General features: G+C 70.0%; 13 protein-coding genes and 6 pseudogenes. 13 read left to right on the forward strand and 6 right to left on the reverse strand.

Annotation, left to right across the window (positions count from 1 at the left end):
- Window positions 1–34 precede the first annotated feature (34 nt).
- From ACTWQH_RS25250 to ACTWQH_RS25260, 3 genes and pseudogenes are all read left to right on the forward strand, one after another.
- A pseudogene (locus ACTWQH_RS25250) lies at window positions 35–1042 on the forward strand (NAD(P)/FAD-dependent oxidoreductase).
- Between the two features lie 102 nt (window positions 1043–1144).
- Window positions 1145–2746 (forward strand): MFS transporter, encoded by a 1602-nt coding sequence (locus ACTWQH_RS25255; protein ID WP_443289033.1) that lies wholly within the window; start codon window positions 1145–1147, stop codon window positions 2744–2746.
- A gap of 79 nt (window positions 2747–2825) precedes the next feature.
- Window positions 2826–3467, forward strand: a pseudogene (locus ACTWQH_RS25260) (helix-turn-helix domain-containing protein); the annotation flags it as partial.
- Between the two features lie 37 nt (window positions 3468–3504).
- Here ACTWQH_RS25260 and ACTWQH_RS25265 read toward each other — a convergent pair.
- A complete protein-coding gene (locus ACTWQH_RS25265) occupies window positions 3505–4086 on the reverse strand; it encodes a TetR/AcrR family transcriptional regulator (RefSeq protein WP_443289034.1) in 582 nt (193 codons plus the stop codon).
- Between the two features lie 138 nt (window positions 4087–4224).
- Here ACTWQH_RS25265 and ACTWQH_RS25270 point away from each other — a divergent pair.
- Both ACTWQH_RS25270 and ACTWQH_RS25275 read left to right on the forward strand, forming a co-directional pair.
- Window positions 4225–4953: pseudogene (locus ACTWQH_RS25270) on the forward strand (NADPH-dependent F420 reductase); the annotation flags it as partial.
- A gap of 86 nt (window positions 4954–5039) precedes the next feature.
- Entirely contained in the window at window positions 5040–5489 is a 450-nt protein-coding gene (locus ACTWQH_RS25275) for an ester cyclase (protein WP_443289035.1), read from the forward strand.
- A 570-nt stretch (window positions 5490–6059) separates the two neighbouring features.
- Here ACTWQH_RS25275 and ACTWQH_RS25280 read toward each other — a convergent pair.
- Window positions 6060–6518: an ISL3 family transposase gene (locus tag ACTWQH_RS25280; protein ID WP_443289036.1), complete on the reverse strand. Its 459-nt coding sequence runs from the start codon at window positions 6516–6518 to the stop codon at window positions 6060–6062.
- Between the two features lie 291 nt (window positions 6519–6809).
- Entirely contained in the window at window positions 6810–7514 is a 705-nt protein-coding gene (locus ACTWQH_RS25285) for a GntR family transcriptional regulator (RefSeq protein ID WP_443289037.1), read from the reverse strand.
- A gap of 126 nt (window positions 7515–7640) precedes the next feature.
- Between ACTWQH_RS25285 and ACTWQH_RS25290 the strand changes: the two genes are divergently transcribed.
- The 7 genes and pseudogenes from ACTWQH_RS25290 to ACTWQH_RS25320 all read left to right on the forward strand — a co-directional run.
- Window positions 7641–8180, forward strand: coding sequence for a YbhB/YbcL family Raf kinase inhibitor-like protein (locus tag ACTWQH_RS25290; RefSeq protein WP_443289038.1), 540 nt, complete (start codon window positions 7641–7643; stop codon window positions 8178–8180).
- Between the two features lie 8 nt (window positions 8181–8188).
- On the forward strand, window positions 8189–8881 hold the full coding sequence (locus tag ACTWQH_RS25295; RefSeq protein WP_443289039.1) for a metal-dependent transcriptional regulator: 693 nt from the start codon (window positions 8189–8191) through the stop codon (window positions 8879–8881).
- A gap of 451 nt (window positions 8882–9332) precedes the next feature.
- A complete protein-coding gene (locus ACTWQH_RS25300) occupies window positions 9333–10034 on the forward strand; it encodes a DUF4158 domain-containing protein (protein ID WP_443289040.1) in 702 nt (233 codons plus the stop codon).
- A gap of 35 nt (window positions 10035–10069) precedes the next feature.
- A pseudogene (locus ACTWQH_RS25305) lies at window positions 10070–10339 on the forward strand (Tn3 family transposase); the annotation flags it as partial.
- A 375-nt stretch (window positions 10340–10714) separates the two neighbouring features.
- Window positions 10715–10882 (forward strand): annotated as a pseudogene (locus tag ACTWQH_RS25310) (recombinase family protein); the annotation flags it as partial.
- 125 nt (window positions 10883–11007) lie between these two features.
- Window positions 11008–11364, forward strand: a complete 357-nt coding sequence (locus ACTWQH_RS25315; RefSeq protein ID WP_443289041.1) for a hypothetical protein — start codon at window positions 11008–11010, stop codon at window positions 11362–11364.
- A 258-nt stretch (window positions 11365–11622) separates the two neighbouring features.
- Window positions 11623–11742 (forward strand): annotated as a pseudogene (locus tag ACTWQH_RS25320) (IS110 family transposase); the annotation flags it as partial.
- 66 nt (window positions 11743–11808) lie between these two features.
- Here the strand turns inward: ACTWQH_RS25320 and ACTWQH_RS25325 are convergent.
- Both ACTWQH_RS25325 and ACTWQH_RS25330 read right to left on the reverse strand, forming a co-directional pair.
- A complete protein-coding gene (locus ACTWQH_RS25325; protein WP_443289042.1) occupies window positions 11809–12426 on the reverse strand; it encodes an NAD(P)-dependent oxidoreductase in 618 nt (205 codons plus the stop codon).
- Between the two features lie 13 nt (window positions 12427–12439).
- Entirely contained in the window at window positions 12440–13486 is a 1047-nt protein-coding gene (locus ACTWQH_RS25330; protein WP_443289043.1) for a zinc-binding dehydrogenase, read from the reverse strand.
- 88 nt (window positions 13487–13574) lie between these two features.
- Between ACTWQH_RS25330 and ACTWQH_RS25335 the strand changes: the two genes are divergently transcribed.
- Window positions 13575–14081, forward strand: a complete 507-nt coding sequence (locus ACTWQH_RS25335) for a MarR family winged helix-turn-helix transcriptional regulator (RefSeq protein WP_443289044.1) — start codon at window positions 13575–13577, stop codon at window positions 14079–14081.
- Between the two features lie 186 nt (window positions 14082–14267).
- Here the strand turns inward: ACTWQH_RS25335 and ACTWQH_RS25340 are convergent.
- The coding region (locus tag ACTWQH_RS25340; protein ID WP_443289045.1) for an NmrA family NAD(P)-binding protein at window positions 14268–14966 on the reverse strand (699 nt) is incomplete at its 5' end.

Raw genomic sequence — 14966 nt, forward strand, 5'->3', positions numbered from 1 at the left:
GATGGGGCCACGCGGCGATGGAAAGGCGGATGCCATGGTTGCCACGACCTCCGTGGACGCGAGCGACACACTGCCGGCCGGGACCGTCGACGCCATGGTGATCGGCGATGGCGCCGCAGGTTTGAACGGCGCGCTGATGCTCGTCCGCTCCCGCCGCTCCGACGTTGTCATCGACAGTGGCACCCCGCACAATGCCCCGCCCGAGGCCATGCACGGCTTCATCGTCCTTGACGGCATCCCGCCCGCCGAACTCCTCGCCAAGGGCAGACTGCAGGTGCGCCACTACGGTGGCCTTGGCCGCCTCCGGCGCAGTCCCCTCAGCCGCCCCCACCACCCCGTCCAGCGACGGCGACCTGCGCTTCACCGTCACTCTGGCCGACGGCCCCACCCTGACGGCCCGCCGGATGCTGATGGCCACCGGCCTGCGCGATGTGCTGCCCGATGTGCCAGGACTGGCCGAACACCGGGGACACAGCGTGGTGCACTGCCCGTACCGCCACGGCTGGGAGGTGCGCGACCAGCCCATCGGCATCCACGCCACCGGTCCCCCTCCGCCCACCACGCATGGATGTTCCGCCAACTCACCAACGATCTGATCCACTTCACCCGCGGCACCCGTCTGGACGAGGAAACCCGCACCCGGTTCACCGCACGCGGCATCCGCCTCACCGACACCACGGTCGACGCGGTCGTCAACACCGCGGACGGCGGCATCGCGGAGGTGGGCCTGGCCGACGGCCAGGTCGTCGCCCGCCGCATCCTGGCGGTGGCCACCGGCATGCAGGCCCGCTCCGAGGGCCTGCAACGCCTGGGCGTGCCGACGGAGGACCTGCCCGACGGCATGGGCCACCACTTCTCCTCCGGCACAGCCGGCAACGCCACCGTCCCAGGCGTATGGGTGGCCGGCAACGCCACCGACCCGACCGCCCAGCTCGGCGTCCCGGCCGCGGCAGGCACCTTGGCCGGAGCCCACATCAACGCCCACCTGGCCACCGCCGACGCGGCCCTCGCCGCGGTGGACAGCGCCACCACCACCACCTAACACCGCCCGGCGCACCCACGCGCCGCACTGGCGATCCCCAGCCCGCTCGGCGGCCAATACCGGTCCGCCGTCGCGTCCTCCTGCCCTTTTCGAGAGGAATCCATGAGTACGAACCAGCCCGCACCAACGACAGCCAGCGGTGCCGCTCCCGACGTGCGCGCACTGGATGCACGTCAGCTGCGCACCATCCTGATCGCTGTCTGTGCCGCGTTGATGGCGGTCATCGCCTCGGTGTCCGGGTTGAACGTGGCTCAGCCCGACCTCGCCGTCGAGTTCGGCGCCTCGCAGAGCACGATCCTGTGGATCATCAACATCTACACCCTCACTCTGGCCGCGCTGCTCCTCCCGCTCGGCGCGGTCGGTGACCGGCTGGGCCGCAAGCCCATGCTGATCACCGGCCTGCTGGTCTTCGGTGGTGCCAGCGCGCTTGCCGGTCTTGCGCAGTCGGCGGAGGTGATGCTCGTCGCACGTGTGCTCAGCGGCATCGGTGCCGCGATGATCATGCCGATCACGCTCGCCGTCATCACCTCCACCTTCCCTACGCAGGAACGCGGCAAGGCGATCGGCGTCTGGACCGGCGTCGCCGGAGGCGGCGGCATCCTGGGCATGTTCCTCTCCGCCGCCCTCGTGGACATCGCCAGCTGGCGCTACCTGTTCGTCCTGCCCGTCGTCCTGGTGGTCATCGCACTCGCCATGGCCCTGCGCGCCGTGCCGAACTCCCGTGAGCACTCCGGCCACTCCTTCGACACCGTCGGCGCACTGACCTCCCTCGTCGCCGTTGTCGGCCTCATCTTCGTCCTGCAGGAGGGCCCCGAGCGCGGCTGGACCGACCCGGTCACCCTGACCAGCCTCGCCATCGGCCTCGTCGCCACCGTCTTCTTCGTGACCTGGGAACTGCGCCGCCACGACGCCGCTCTGCTGGACGTACGCCTGTTCCGCGAACACGGTCTGGCCGGCGGTTCGATCACGCTGCTGACCGTCTTCGGCGTTCAGGCGGGCATTTTCGTGGTCCTCTTCCCGTTCATGCAGGCCGTGCTCGGCTGGTCGGGGCTGCTGTCCACGCTCGCGCTGATGCCCATGGCTGTGGCGATGATGATGACCTCCAGCCTGGCCCCCAAACTGGCCGCGCGCATCGGCTCCCGCTCGACCATGGCCACGGGTATCGCGCTGGCCGACGCCGGACTGGCGCTCATGGCGAGCATCGTCTCCGTCGACGGCGGCTACCTGTCCGTCCTGCCCGGCATGCTCGCCATGGGCATCGGCATGGGTCTGTCGATGACCCCCTCCACCGAGGCCATCACCAGCTCCCTGCCCCAGGAACGCCAGGGGGTGGCCTCCGCGCTCAATGACATCACCCGCGAGTTCGGCACCGCCCTCGGCGTGGCCCTCCTCGGCGCGCTCCTGTCGGCCGGATACCGCAGCGCCATCGACGGCCAACTCGACGGCGTCCCCCAGGGGACCGCGGATGCCGCACGCGAAGGCGTCGCCAATGCCGTCGAGGCCGCGGGCGGCGCAGGCTCCCACGCGCAGCAACTCGAACACGCAGCGCAGCAGGCCTTCGTCGACGGCTGGCAGCAGGCCATGTGGGCAGGCGTAGCCGTCATGGGCGCCCTGTTCCTGTACATCCTCACCCGAGGCCCGAAGAACACCACCCCCACACCCGACAACGACGCGCCAGCCCCCGAAACCGTGCCCTCGCGGTAACCGGGCAACAGCTACGCGAACCAGCCCCCAGGCATCCCGTGACGCCCCGGCCACCGACGGGTGTGGACCTCGCCACCCTGTGCGGCACAGTCCACCATCCGATCGGGTCCGCTCCGGCAGGCCCATCGCCCACGTGGCCGACGAAATGGGCGTCTCCCGCACCACCGCCCACAAGTGGGTCCGCCGCTGGCGCGCCGAAGGCGAACGCCGGCTTGTACGACCGGACGAGGCAATCCCAGACCACTCCGCACCGCACCTCCGCGGACACCGAAGCCGTGATCTGCGCCCTGCGCCGAGAGCGGAAGCTCGGTCCCGCCCGCATCGGCCCGATCCTGGGAATACCCGCCTCGACAGTCCACCGTGTCCTGACCCGCCACGGCCTGAACCGGCTGCGGTGGATGGACCGGCCCACCGGCCAGGCCATCCACCGCTTGTCCACGTCGACATCAAGAGTCGACATCAAGAAACTCGGCGACATTCCCGACGGCGGCTGCCACCGCGTGACGTCCCCACAGCAAGCCCTCGCCAACAGACAGGCCACGACCGGCACGCGTAGCCACGGCGTCCCGCGATCGGCTACAGCTTCATCCATACCGCCACCGACGACCACTCCCGGCTTGCGTACAGCGAGGTTCTGACCGACGAGCGTATGGAGACCGCCGCCGCCTTCTGGCGACGCGCTAACGCCTTCTTCACGGCGCACGGCATCACGGCGGGACGACCGAGACGCCATCACTCACACGACACCCGACGGGCAGTCAGTTCCTCGTCCTGATGCCGTCCAGTGCCATGCCGATGACTCGTTCTCGCTGGGCGTCGTCCGCGAAGTTCGAGGTCGCGATGCCGTTGATCAGCAGGCGCACGTCCTCGAAGTCAACGTCGCCGCGGGCCTTCCCCGCCGCCTGGGCGGCCTCCAGCAGTGGCTCCCCGGCGCGATGGATCAGTGCGATGCAGGCGCCGAACATCGGCGAGTCGAGGTTGAGACCCTCGACGACTGCCCTCTTGGTGGTGGCGTAGGCGACGAACTGGCGTAGCCAGATCGCCAGTGCGTCCCACGGGTCCAGGTTCCCCAGTTCGTCGGCGACGCGGGCGAGGGCTTCGACCTCGTCGACGTACACGGCTTCGAGCAGTGCCTGGCGTGTCGGGAAGTTGCGGTAGAGCGTGCCGATGCCGACCCCGGCGCGCCGAGCGATCTCCTCCAGTGATCCGTTGACGCCGTCGTCGGCGAAGACCTCGCGAGCTGCGGCGATCAGCGCGTCAAACTTCTGTCGGCTGCTGGCGCGCTGTGGCCGGCGCACGCCGACCCGGGGTGTCTCGGACGTGCCACGGGCGGTGGCCATCGCACCTTCCTTTCGACGGAACACTTGCTAGCGGAGGGCCCCCTCCGCTAATTTTGGAGGCACCCCTCCGGTGGAGGGGTGCCTCCACCCTAGTGGATGCACCGGTCTGACTGAGAGCGCGCTACGCGGCACTGTTCGGCCGGCAACCGTGCCCACGAACGGCCACGGCACTCGGCTCCCGAACAGAAGGAAAGGACGACCATGCGGACTGTCGGAATCATCGGAAGCGGGCGCATCGGCGGCACGGTCGCCCGGCTCGCCGTCGCGGGCGGCTACTCCCTCGTCGTCAGCAACTCCCGCGGCCCCGAGACACTCACCGACCTGGTCGCCGAGCTCGGTCCACGAGCTCGGGCAGCCACCCCGGCCGAAGCGGCCGAGGCCGGCGATCTGGTCGTGATCTCCATACCGGCGCGGGCCTACACCCAGGTGCCGGTCGAGCCCCTGAAGGGCAAGACCGTCATCGACACGATCAACTACGATCCCCGACTCCACGGCCACATCGCCGAACTCGACAACGCCTCGACCACCACCAGTGAAATGGTGCAGGAACACCTGCCCGCGTCACACGTCGTCAAAGCGCTCAACAACATCTTCTTCCCGACACTGCGCGCGCTCGCCCGCCCGAGCGGGGCAGCCGACCGCACCGCGCTGCCGATCGCCGGCGACGACCCCGACGCCAAGGCGGAAGTATCCCGGTTCCTGGACGCCATCGGCTACGACACAGTGGACGCCGGCCTTCTCGCCGAGGGCTGGCGCTGGCAACCCGGCACCCCAGCCCACGTCGTCTACGCCGGGGAAACGATCCAGGTCGCCAAACCCGGCAACGCCGAGACGGTACGCAACGCCCTCGCCGCCGCGACCCGCTGAAGCATCGGCGAGGACTCATCCCGCCTGCCGGATACCCCACCCCTCAGCTCCGCCGCCTCAAGCCCACCCCCGTCAAGAAGGAACACATGACCGACGTTCACGACGGCCCCCAAGTCTTCGGAGCCTCCGATGATGAACGACGAATCGTCGAAGCGCTCTACCGGGCGATCGGAGGGGAGCCGGACCTCCTGGACGAGGTCCTCGCCCCCAACTGGGAGGACATCCCCAGCATCCCCGGTCAGCCTCCGGGACCGGAGGGCCTCAAGCCGCACATCAAGGAACTCCACGCGTGCTTCGCGAACGCTCGCGTCCTCCTGCACGACGTCGTCGCCGCGTCGGGGCGAGTGGCCGTGCGAGGCGAGCTGACCGGCACCCACCGCGGAGAGTTCCTCGGCGTTTCCCCGACCGGCAGGCCGAGTTCGATCACGATCCACGAGTTCCACCAGATCGAGAACGGCCGCATAGTCCGCAGCTGGCATCTCGAGGATCTTCACGGGTGGGTCCAGCAGATGAAGGCTGACGGATCACCGCCGTGAGCGATAACGGGCCGAGGTGAGGACCATTGAGCAGCTGGTAGCGGATGAGCTGTGTGGGCGTTGTTCCAACCGGTGGCACCAGAGCCTAGGCGTCCACAAGGCGAGGGGTCGACGTCGGCACGGTGACCGTAAAGCACTGGCCGCGATCGTGTTCGTCGCGACATCGATCTGGCCGTGGCAGCAACGGCCGTCCGCCCTCGTTCGGGCCGTCGGAAGCCACGGCACACCGGCAGTCCAGTTGCGTGATCGACTGGACAGGTGCACAGCGAGGAAGGCGACAGACGAGCGTCGTAGACCTGGTGTCGGGAAGCACTCATTCGCCCGCTCGGCGGGCGGCTCAGCAGCTCAGACTCGCACTCCTGCTCGGTTACCCGCCCTCCCATCGGCACTCGGCGACCAACGCCTGCCCACATGACCAAGAGTCACCACGGGAAGAGGGACATTCAGCGCGGACGAGCATTGCCCGGCGCCAGCAGCGGTGCCCGGTGGGCCACGGCGATTCCGGCGTCGCCGCCGTCGTCTCCGTCGGCCTGGGAGCTGGTCCGGCGATGCCGGCTGGGGGACGAGGACCTATAGACGGCCGCGGTGGCGGGCGACTTCACGCTCAGCGGCTTCGCCGAGGCTGTGCCAGAGGTGGTAGCGATCGGCGACTTGCACCGCCTGGGGCGCCCCGGCGGCGGCTCCCTCGGCGTCGAACGGTCCCCGGTGGCGGCAGACGACTTCGATCCCGGGGCGCGTGGCGAGCCACCTGGCCAGGTTGGACGCCTGGCGGTCGGGCAGCAGGTCCACCGGACGGTGGGTCTCGACGTCGACCAGCACGGTGCCGTAGGTGTGGCCCTTGCGGGTGGAGTACTCGTCGACGCCGACCACCCACGGGGCCGGAGGTTGCGGGTCTGGTAGCTCGTTGACGAGCCGCAGCACGGTGCTGCGGCTGATGGACACCCCGATGACCCGCGCCATCCGCACACCGGCCCGGTCGGCGAGCACGAGGCCGACCGCGGCCAGTGTCGAACGCAGACGTCGCTCCACCGGCTGCATCTCCAGGTCAGCCCCGGCACCTGCTCGACGAACGTCCGCCGTCCGCACGAAGCATTCGGGCAGAAGAAACGGCGGACGCGCAGGCAGACGACCACCCGTCGTTCGCATGAAGATACCCAGCCGGGTACGCGCCGAACGTGCCCAGGAACAGCGGCGGTGTCGTGTCGTCACCGCGCAGGACTCGACGGCCTGGACGACGGCCCTTCGGCAGACACGCACGCAGAGTCCGCGTGGTCCAGGCGTTCCACCGCCTTGATCCGCCGGTAGAGCGCCCGGGGCGGGTCAGGCGTCCTTCGGGGGTTCGTGGCGGGTACGGCCGGTGAGTGCGGCTGCGGTCTGGGTGAGGTGCTGGACCAGGACCTGGGCCGCGGTGTCGGCGTCGCGGGCCAGCGCCGCCTCCTCCAACCGGCGGTGCTCGTCAATGCCGTCCCGTTCGGGGGTGCGGTGTGCCGACCAGCGGCGAGCAAGCTCGCTCGCGGTCCACATCCGGTCGAAGGTCTCCAGCAGCACGGGGTTGCCGCAGCCCTCCAGCAGGGTGCGGTGGAAGGCCCGGTGGGCTTCGGACCACGCGCCGCTGTAATGGGCCCCCTCCTCCGGCACGTACGCCGGGGTGCGGGCCAGACGGTGGTGTGCGGCTCGTACGCGGGCCTCCCAGTCGACGTCGCCGCGCTCGATGGACATGCGCAGCACGACCGGTTCGATGGTCCGGCGGGCTTCGGCGATCTCCTGCCAGCGGCGGTCGGAGAGGGCCGGGACGGCAAAGCCCCGGTTGGGCAGCCGGTCGGCGAGGCCCTCGCCGACCACCCGCACCAGCGCCTCGCGCACGACGGCCAGGCTCACGCCCTGTTCCTTGGCGAGATCCTGCGGCTTGAGGGCGTCACCGGGGGCGTGGTCCCCACGCATGATCGCGTCCCGCAGGTGTGCGTAGACCTGCTCGGAGAGCATCCGCTTCCGCGGCGAGGTCGAGGTGTGGGCCGTCTGAGTCATGCCGCCATCATAGACGATGCAGCAAATAATCGATTATTGGTGCTATGGTCGATCTAGGTTGGCCGATGAAAGCCGACGGCGGCATCGCCGCCACACCCCACAGCACGCTCAGAAAGGAACCACGCGATGAGCGCCAACGACCCCTTCGCCCGCCTCCCCGAGGCAGCCTCCTTCACCGTCACCAGCACCACCGTCGCCGACGGCGCCGCCTGGCCGCCCGAGCAGTTCTCCGGCATCTTCGGCGTCCCCGGCGGGAAGGACCTCTCCCCGCAGCTGTCCTGGAGCGGCGCCCCGGAAGGCACCAAGAGCTACGCCGTCACCGTCTACGACCCCGACGCCCCCACCGGCTCCGGGTTCTGGCACTGGGCGGTCGCCGACATCCCCGCCGCCGTCACCGAGCTGCCCGAGGGCGCCGGCGACGACACCGGCTCGGGCCTGCCCGAGGGCGCCTTCCAGCTGCCCAACGACGCCCGCGCGGCCCGCTTCACCGGCGCCGCCCCGCCACCCGGCCACGGCCCGCACCGCTACGTCATCGTGGTGCACGCCCTCGACACCGAATCCATCGGCGTCCCGGCCGACGCCACCCCGGCCCTCCTCGGCTTCACCATGTCCGGCCACATCCTCGGCCGCGCGGTCCTGACCGCCACGGCAGAAACCCCCGCCTGACACACCCCATGTCCCGACTCATCGACACCACCGAGATGTATCTCCGCACGATCCTGGAGCTCGAGGAGGAAGGCGTGGCCCCCCTGCGCGCCCGCATCGCCGAGCGCCTGAACCACAGCGGCCCCACCGTCAGCCAGACCGCCGCCCGCATGGAGCGCGACGGTCTGCTGCACGTCGCCGACGACCGGCACCTGGAGCTGACCAACGAGGGCCGACAGATCGCCGTACGCGTGATGCGCAAGCACCGGCTCGCCGAATGCCTGCTCATCGACGTGATCGGGCTGGAGTGGGAGCAGGTCCACGCCGAGGCCTGCCGCTGGGAGCACGTGATGAGCGAGGCCGTCGAACGCCGCATCCTCAAGCTGCTGCGGCACCCGACACAGTCGCCCTACGGCAACCCCATCCCGGGCCTGGAAGAGCTCGGCGAGAAGCCCACCGCGGAGCCGTACCCCGACGAGAGCGTGGTCAGCCTCAACTCCCTGGAGCCAGGGCCCAACGGCGCAAGCGCGGTCGTACGGCGCATCGGCGAGCCGATCCAGACCGACCCCGAGCTGATGCACACCCTGCGGCACGCCGGAGTGCAACCCGGCGCGGTCGTGAGCGTGACGGCCTCGCCCGGCGGCGTGACAGTCGGCAACGGCAGACAGGCCGCCGAACTCCCCACCCAGACCGCCGCGCACATCCTGGTAGCCAAGCGCTGAGCCCAACCGGCCACCGACCATTGCCGTGGCCCGTGTGGGCACGAGGATGGCCCTCGACCACGACCGTAGCCGAGGGCCATCCTCGTCTGTACGGTGAGAACCCGGCACGTGACCCCGGCACCCACAGCGGGAGCATTGGTCACAGTCAGCCGTACCTGCCTGGGCACGTTCGGTTGTACGCCGACACCCGCCGCCCCGCAGCGGGCCCATCGACCGGAAACCGCAGGTAGGAGCTGTCACCCGGCTCGACCCGCTCCGGCAGTCCGGACATGCCGCTCCGGCCGCCGTACTGCGGGCCTCGATGCGTATCGCCTCGTTGTTCACGTCCATCGACAGCACCGCCAGGCCCTCGGGGAGTATCGGAACGGGAATTAGCGGTAGCAGGGCGATCTTGATTCCGGTTCGGTGACGTTCCTGTTTTGCCTGGTCAGCGGGCCGTGCGTTCCTCGGCATGCCTGTCGAGTACTTGTCTGCTGAGCAAGAGGCCCGCTACGGGCGGTTCGCCACAGAACCGTCGCCTGGCGAGCTGGAACAGTTCTTCCGTCTGGACCCCAAAGCCCTGGAGTTAGCACGGGCCAAGCGCCGTCTGGCAACCCGGTTGGGGTGGGCGGTGCAGTGGGGCACTGTGCGGATGCTCGGCACGTTCCTGACTGAGGACCCCACGGCGGTCCCGGCCTCCGTGGTGCAGTTCGTCGCCGAGCAGTTCGGCACCGATGACGAGCACTTCGCCGGGTACGGGGCGCGCTCACTGACGGCGTACGAGCACGCGTGGGAGATCCGCAGCGAGTACGGCTACCGGGACTTCGCCGCGGGTGAGGCGGGGCTGCGAGAGTTCCTGGCGGCGCGGGTGTGGTCCTCGCCGGAAGGGCCGCGGGCCGTGTTCGACCGGGCGGTGGTGTGGCTGGTGAACAACCGGGTCCTGCTGCCCGGTGTGACGACGCTGGCCCGGATGGTGGCCGCGCTCCGCCAGGAGGAGAACGACCGCCTGCACGCCACGCTGTACGAGGCGGTGCCGTACGACCTGCGCACCGTGATGGTCCGGCTACTCGAAGTGCCGGAGAAAAAGCGGGTCTCGGAACTGGAGCGGTTGCGGCTGGGCCCGATGCGGGTGTCCGGCAGGGCGATGGAACTCGCCGCATGGCAGGCTCCGTGACCCTCAGTGAGGTCCGCGGCCACGACCTGATCCGCATGCTCTCCCGGGACGGCAAGCCGACTGGGCTGGGCGACGCGTTCGCCCACTACGGGCGGATCTTCAAGACCCTGCACCTGCTCCAGTTCGTCTCCGACGAGGGATACCGGCGGATGATTGGCGCCCAGCTCAACGTCACCGAGGCCCGCCACCGCCTCGCCCAGAGGATCTTTTTCGGGCAGCGCGGCGAACTGCGCCAGCACTACCGCGAGGGCATGGAGGACCAGCTCAGCGCTCTCGGCCTGGCGCTCAACGCCGTGGTGCTGTTCAACAGCCTCTACATCGACGCCGCCGTCAAGCAACTGACCGCCGACGGCTTCCCGGTCACCGGACGACGTCGAGCGCCACCCCTGCCCCCGCTGCGGTGCCCAGCCCGGCTCGCCCTGCCGCTCGCGCGGCGGCGCGGTCGCCGACGCCTACCACACCGGCCGGTTCACCAAGGTGCCCCGGCTCGCCAATTTGCTGCGGATGCCGACCCCGGCCGACCGGGGACCGGGGCAACCATGGCCGCCCGGCTCCCCGCCCCCGGCCCCGGCCCCGGTCGTTGAGGAATATCACGGGCGCGGACATCCGCATCGGCTACGCCCGGTGCTCGCATGTGACGCAGGAAAGACTCCCAGCTCGACGCGCTCACCGCGCACGGCATCCCCCGCGACAAGGTCTTCAGCGAAAAGATCAGCACCTGCCTCCGGGTCCGCCCCACGTTCGATGAGGCGTTGCGCGCGGCGCGGGAGATCAAGGCGCACGCGCCGCACTGCCGGGTCATCCTGACGGTGTACGAGATGAAGCGGCTCGGCCGCGACGCCACCGAACTCACCGCGCTCGCCGACCACCTCACCGCCCACGGCCTGGTCCTGGAGATGCTCGCCGGGCCCCTGCCCGGCATCTACGACCCGACCGGCCCCGGGAGAAGCTGCTGTTCGCGTTCTTCGCGGCCATGGTGGAGACCGAGCGGGAGAAGATCCGGGAGTCGACACTGGAGGGGCTCGACACGGCCGCGCGCAAGGGCAAGCACGGCGGTCGGCCACCGGTCATCACCGAGGACATGCTGCATACCGTGCTCCGCCGGAAGGCGCTCGGCGAGTCCGTCGCGCAGATCCAGCCCGACCTGATCATCCCCACCGGCAAGCGCAAGGGACAGAACCCGTCCGTCGCCAGCATCTACCGGGCGCTCGCCGAGCACGCCGAACGCGAGGCGTACCCCGAGGCCGTCGAGCAGGCGCACGCCGACTTCGCCGCCCTCCACGCCGGTGAACTCCCCGGCCCGCGCGCCACAGCGGAACACGCGCGGTGACGCGAGGCTGCGTCAGCGGCTACCGCTAATTCCCGTTCCGATACTCCCCGAGGGCCCGCCACGTCCGTGATGGACGGCAACGGCAGCTCCTCCAGCCGGAGCGTCGTCACTTCCATGGCACCGAACTGTCGGCCACACCAAGATCATCACTGATCATTTTCAGGCAACCTCCCGGAGTCCGATCCGAGCGTCAGCAGTCACTCGCGTGACCGCGTCACGGAAAGCGAGCCAGAACCACCGGAAGCGAACGAAGCCACCGAGGGGAAGAACCACAAGCTAGTTATCCTCGCGCTCGCCAGACGCCGCCTCAACGTGCTCTGGGCGCTGAGACGCGACAACCGCACCTTCGAAGCCACCGCGCCACGGGCCACCGCCGCAGCGACAGGACCCATCACGTCCGGTCACCGCCAGGGCTTGACTTCAGCATTGGAAATCCCTTCGGGGTCAGTAGCCGACAACGAGCAGGCCACGGTGCACGGTGGGTCGCTCAAGTTCGTCGGCGAAGGCGAGGGCGTAGTCCGCCACGCCGATCCAGGAGCGACCGTCGGGGTCGATGAGCTGCGTGGCCGCAGTGCGGTACCGGCCGGTCCGGGCACTGCGGACGTGCGGCCCGAACTCGGCGGCGGGAGCGAGGTAGAGCCATTCAACCGAGTGCGGTGTGGATCCGAGTAGCTCCAGGGTGTGCTGGTGGGCGGCCACGCGCGGAGCCAGCCAGTCGGGGAAGCCGGGGGTCTCGGCCAGGGGCGGGCCGCCGGGGGTGAGCGGGAGCAGCGCTGAGGTGCCGACGATGCCGAGTCGGGCACCGGTCGCCTTGGCCGCGGTGACGAGGACAGGGGTGCTCGCCGCGAGCCCGCCGTCGTCGTCGATCGGTGGGAGGGCGGACACGATCACCTCGGCCCCGGCCGTCACCTCGGCGACCAACGACGGGTCGTGGACGCTCCCGGTCGCGGTGGCAGCCGGGGAGGGGCGGCGGGCGACGGCGGTCAGCTCGTGCCCGCGGGCGGAGAGCTCGCGGGCCAGGGCGTCGCCGACGAATCCGGTACCGAACAGGACGATCCTCATGGTGGCCTCCGGGTCAGCCGTTGGGCAGGACGAGGATCTTGCAGTGCTGCTCGGGATCGCCGAGCTGGTCGAAAGCCCAACCGACGTCTGCCAGACCGACCTCACCCGTGATCAGGGGAGCCACGTCCAGCTCGCCCTCGGCGATCTGGCACAGCGTCTCGGTGAACTCCGCGGGGGTGTAAGCCTGCACAAACCGGAACTCGACCTCTTTGGCGATGCCGAAGTAGGGCGTGAGGGCGTCCGGCTCCATCGCCGCCCCGATCACGATGATCCGGGTGGCAACGGGAGTCTCGCGCAGGATGGCGTCGAGCACTCCGGGCACGCCGACGGCCTCGAACACCACCGGCGCGCCTCTACCAGTGCCAGTCCGCCGCCACACGTCCCACACGGACTCCACGCCCGGGTCAACGACCTCGTGCGCGCCCATGAGCCGGCCGAGCTCGCGTCGGGCGGGGGAGAAGTCGGCGGCGACGATCGGCTCAATCCCTCGGGTGTGCAGCTCGGCGACGGCGGCCAGTCCGGCCGGTCCGCAGCCGATGACGACCGCCCCGGTGCCCGCCTCGATCCCGGACCGGTTCAGGGCGTGCAGGCCGACGGCCATCGGCTCGGCGAGGGCGGCGAGCCGCGGGTCGAGCCCGTTCGGGATCGGCAGCAGCAGATCCGCGCTGAGCAGCATCCGCTCGGCGTAGCCGCCCGGCTGGGTGTTGGAGAAGAGACGCGGTGCGATCCCCTGGGCGGTCACCAGGGCCGGGACCGAGGTGACCGCGGAGCCCGGGGCGGGTGCGTCTGTGTCCGGCCCGGCGCCAATCACCTCGGCGGCGTACTCATGGCCCATGAACACGTCGCGGCCGAGGTCAAGGCCGTCGGTCAGGCTCGGGGCGCCGGTCATCTGGTCGGCGAGCTCGACCATCCTGGCGCCGTGGGCGGCGAAGTGCAGGTCGCCGCCGCAGACGCCGCAAGCGGTCACCTCCACCAGGACCTGGCCCTGCCCGGGAACGGGTTCGGGGACGTCGTCGCGGTAGATCATCCTGCCGTTGCGCAGTACGGATGCACGCATCATGGACCTCTCGTCCTGTTCGTCAATAACTTCACGCATGAAGCAACAACACTTCATGCGTGAAGTTATTCCCAGGCTTTATGATCGGGTCGTGGAACCGGGACGTGAGGCGGACGAGCCACGCTGGCTCGACGACGACGAGACGGCCGCGTGGCTGGCACTCGTATCGGTGCTCTCCACCCTGCCGGCTGCGCTGGACGCGCAGCTCCAGGCCGACTCACAGCTGTCGTTCTACGAGTACATGGTGCTCTCCAGCCTGACCCACGCCCCCGACGGGACATTGCGGCTGCGGGACCTGGCCCTGCTCACGAACGGGTCGCTGTCGCGGCTTTCTCAGGTCGCGACTCGGCTCGAGGCCCGCGGCTGGCTGCGGCGCAGCCGCGATCCGAACGACGGCCGCACCACCCTGGCCGTCCTCACGCCCAAGGGCCGGACCAAGGTCGACGAGGCCGCGCCCGGGCACGTCGAGACGGTCCGCAGGCTGGTGCTGGACCCGCTCACCAAGGCACAGATCCGGCAGCTGCGCGAGATCCACCGCCGGATACGGGACGCCCTCTCCCCCCGAGGCACCACGATCTTCGGTCCGCACGGGGATTGACCAGAACACGCAGTCTCGGCGGACTCATGCGGGCTGTTGCTCCCGCTCGTCGTCGCCGGGGTGCGGGTGATCCGGGATGGACGTCACAGTCATCGCCATTGGCCGCATGGTCGACCAGGCGCTCGAGGCCTCCGAGCGGCCCGGACGCCACACAGACCGCGTTGCACCTCCATGGACTGGTCCCGTCTACCGGGAGCGCACGACGGCCTCCGAGACCTCGTGGACGGTCTTCGCGGGGCGGCCGATGGTGGCTTCCAGCGTGGGGTCGGTGGTGTTGAACTCACCATTGCGGGATGCGGCGAACATCGTCAAGGAGAACTCCGCAGCCGGCCGCGGCATCCCGCCGGCGACGGCCGCGGATGTCCACTCGTCGTCGTCCATGACGACTCGGGTGATGGTCCGGCCGGCGATGAGGCTGAGGATGTCGGCAACGTCGGCGAAGTCCAGCGTGTGGGGGGCTGTCAGCGGCGGCGTGATCCCCTCGAGTGCTCCGTCTTCGGTCAGGGCGGAGGCCGCGGCTTCTGCCAGGTCCTCGTGGGCCGTCCAGGACACCGGGCCGTCCTGCGGCACGGCGAGTGTGCCGGTCTTCAGCGCCGCGCCGATGTAGTAGCCCAAGGTGGAGGCATAGAACCCGTTGCGAAGGGCGGTATAGGGGACTCCTTGCTGCTTGAGGTGCTCCTCGGTGGCCGCGTGGACCTTCTGCGGCGGGAAGAGCGACGTGGGAGAGGCGGCCTGGTGGCTGGTGTAGAGGATGCGTTGGGCGCCCGCTTCCCGTGCCGCGTCGATGGCCGCGCTGTTGGCGGTCAGCGCGCCGCCGCCTCGGATGGCCGCGGAGACGACCAGGACGCGCTCGGCACCCTCGAAGGCGTGCTTGAGACTGCCGGG

The sequence above is a fragment of the Streptomyces sp. 6N223 genome (genome assembly GCF_052246635.1).
GTDB lineage: Bacteria > Actinomycetota > Actinomycetes > Streptomycetales > Streptomycetaceae > Streptomyces.

What these genes read in the sequence shown, in the direction of transcription:
- ACTWQH_RS25255 (WP_443289033.1), top strand. Translation starts at nt 1,145, where the DNA reads ATGAGTACGAACCAGCCCGCACCAACGACAGCCAGCGGTGCCGCTCCC.
- ACTWQH_RS25265 (WP_443289034.1), bottom strand. Translation starts at nt 4,086, where the DNA reads ATGGCCACCGCCCGTGGCACGTCCGAGACACCCCGGGTCGGCGTGCGC.
- ACTWQH_RS25275 (WP_443289035.1), top strand. Translation starts at nt 5,040, where the DNA reads ATGACCGACGTTCACGACGGCCCCCAAGTCTTCGGAGCCTCCGATGAT.
- ACTWQH_RS25285 (WP_443289037.1), bottom strand. Translation starts at nt 7,514, where the DNA reads ATGACTCAGACGGCCCACACCTCGACCTCGCCGCGGAAGCGGATGCTC.
- ACTWQH_RS25290 (WP_443289038.1), top strand. Translation starts at nt 7,641, where the DNA reads ATGAGCGCCAACGACCCCTTCGCCCGCCTCCCCGAGGCAGCCTCCTTC.
- ACTWQH_RS25295 (WP_443289039.1), top strand. Translation starts at nt 8,189, where the DNA reads ATGTCCCGACTCATCGACACCACCGAGATGTATCTCCGCACGATCCTG.
- ACTWQH_RS25300 (WP_443289040.1), top strand. Translation starts at nt 9,333, where the DNA reads ATGCCTGTCGAGTACTTGTCTGCTGAGCAAGAGGCCCGCTACGGGCGG.
- ACTWQH_RS25315 (WP_443289041.1), top strand. Translation starts at nt 11,008, where the DNA reads ATGGTGGAGACCGAGCGGGAGAAGATCCGGGAGTCGACACTGGAGGGG.
- ACTWQH_RS25325 (WP_443289042.1), bottom strand. Translation starts at nt 12,426, where the DNA reads ATGAGGATCGTCCTGTTCGGTACCGGATTCGTCGGCGACGCCCTGGCC.
- ACTWQH_RS25330 (WP_443289043.1), bottom strand. Translation starts at nt 13,486, where the DNA reads ATGATGCGTGCATCCGTACTGCGCAACGGCAGGATGATCTACCGCGAC.